The sequence below is a fragment of the Microcoleus sp. MON2_D5 genome (assembly GCF_036701905.1).
GTDB lineage: Bacteria > Cyanobacteriota > Cyanobacteriia > Cyanobacteriales > Microcoleaceae > Microcoleus.
In genome coordinates, this window is record NZ_JAUBRM010000219.1 from 1 (window position 1) to 1,766 (window position 1,766).

1 protein-coding gene is annotated in these 1,766 nt (G+C 50.1%); it reads right to left on the reverse strand.

Features of this window, described 5'->3' with window-relative positions; genetic code table 11:
* Positions 1-1,737, reverse strand: a 1,737-nt coding sequence (locus QUA47_RS30760) for a PAS domain S-box protein (RefSeq protein ID WP_333433618.1), incomplete at its 3' end; no start/stop codon positions are given.
* Positions 1,738-1,766 lie beyond the last annotated feature (29 nt).

The window sequence follows — 1,766 nt, forward strand, 5'->3', positions numbered from 1 at the left end:
CGCTAGATTCACAGGAGCGACGTTTAACGTCATTTTTCCTTGCAGAATGCGCGAGACATCCAACAAGTCCTCAATTAGTTGCGCTTGCAGCTTGGCGTTGCGTTCGATCGTTTCCAGCGCTTGCTGCGTTTTTGTACCATCTAATCGCCCAGTTCGCAGCAATTTTGTCCAGCCCAGAATCGGATTGAGGGGCGAGCGCAACTCGTGAGACAACACCGCCAAGAATTCGTCTTTAATCCGGTTAGCGGCTTCTGCTTTGGCGCGATCGCGTTGAGCCACCCGGTACAAGCGAGCATTGTCGATCGCCAAGGAAGCACGACGAGCCAGTTCCTCTGCCTGTTGCAAATCTGCCAGGGTGTACTGTCGTTCAGATTCGGCACCTATAAAGGAGATGACCCCTAGAATTCGTGCCTGAGTTCGTAGTGGCACCGTCATTACAGATCTCAATCCAACCTGCCGCAGAATCTCTAAATGTTCTGCGTCACGCGCTGAGAGTACCAGCAACTCATCGGGAATCTCCGGCAGCAAGTCAGATTGTCCAGTTCGCAATGTGTATGCAGCAGCGCGAGGGTCATCCGGGTTTAGTGGATACTTGTCTCTAATCTGATATGCCCATTCGAGTTTGGCAGGCTCAATGTGAGCCACCGCAATCTGCTCGATCGCACCATCCTCTTCTATCATGTGAACCGTACACCAGTCCGCTAATTGGGGCACCGTAAGCTGCGCGACTCTCTCTAGAGTCGTTTGATAATCGAGTGAGGATGCCAGCACTGCACTTGCCTCAGACAGAAAACGTTGGGCAAGCTCTAGCCTGACGCGCTCAGTCACATCTACCACATAGACTAGAACGCCTTCTACCTGACTATTTGAGTTCAGAGTCGGAAGATAGTAAACGTTGTAGTAACCGGGACGGCGATCGCCGCGTCCGGGAAAATTCACCGCAAAGTTTGGTGAAATAAAGGGATTTCCTGTGGTGTAGATCTGATGAAAGACTTCAACTAATTTTGGATCGGATTGACCGAAAAGTTCTGAAATGGAATGTCCTAAGTGTTGCTCGCGGGTTAATCCATTAATTTCTGCTAATGCTTCGTTGATGGCAATAAATCGCTGCTTTTCATCTAACAGGGCAAGTCCAATCGGAGATGTATTAAAAATAGTGGCCAATTGGTGCTGTGCCGCTTCTGCCTCTGAACGGGCAATGCGTTCGCGCTCTAGTAGTTGTTCCCGTTCCTGTTCGGCTTGCTTGCGCTGTGTGATATCAATGACAACTCCGATCGAGTGCTTGGGATGTTCCTGTGCATCATAAGTAAAGTGTCCTCTCGCTTCGACCCAGTGAATGGAGCCATCTAACCAACGCAGGCGATATTCATGGTGATAATCCTTCTTGTCAGCTATGGCTTGCTGAAGTGTTGCCTCAGCTTCTGCTAGGTCATCAGGATGAACCCGACTTGCCCAAACTTCATAGCCCGGTTCGTATTCGTTTGGTTGTAGACCCAGGACGGTGAAGTGTCCTTCTGACCAAAGCATTGCACCTGTCTGCATCTCCCAGTCCCAAGTTCCCATTCGTCCGATTTTTACTGCCAGTTGCAGATGAGCTTCACTTTCGCGCAATTCTTCTTCTGCCCGCGCTCGCTCCACGGCTAGCCAGGTTTTTTGAGCAATTCGCTCCATCAGCACCACATCTTCCTCGGGGGTGCATCTCAGTTTTGCACATATATCAAGTGGAAAGTTGACCATTGAGATAAGCACAGCGCAGAGAAAGGATA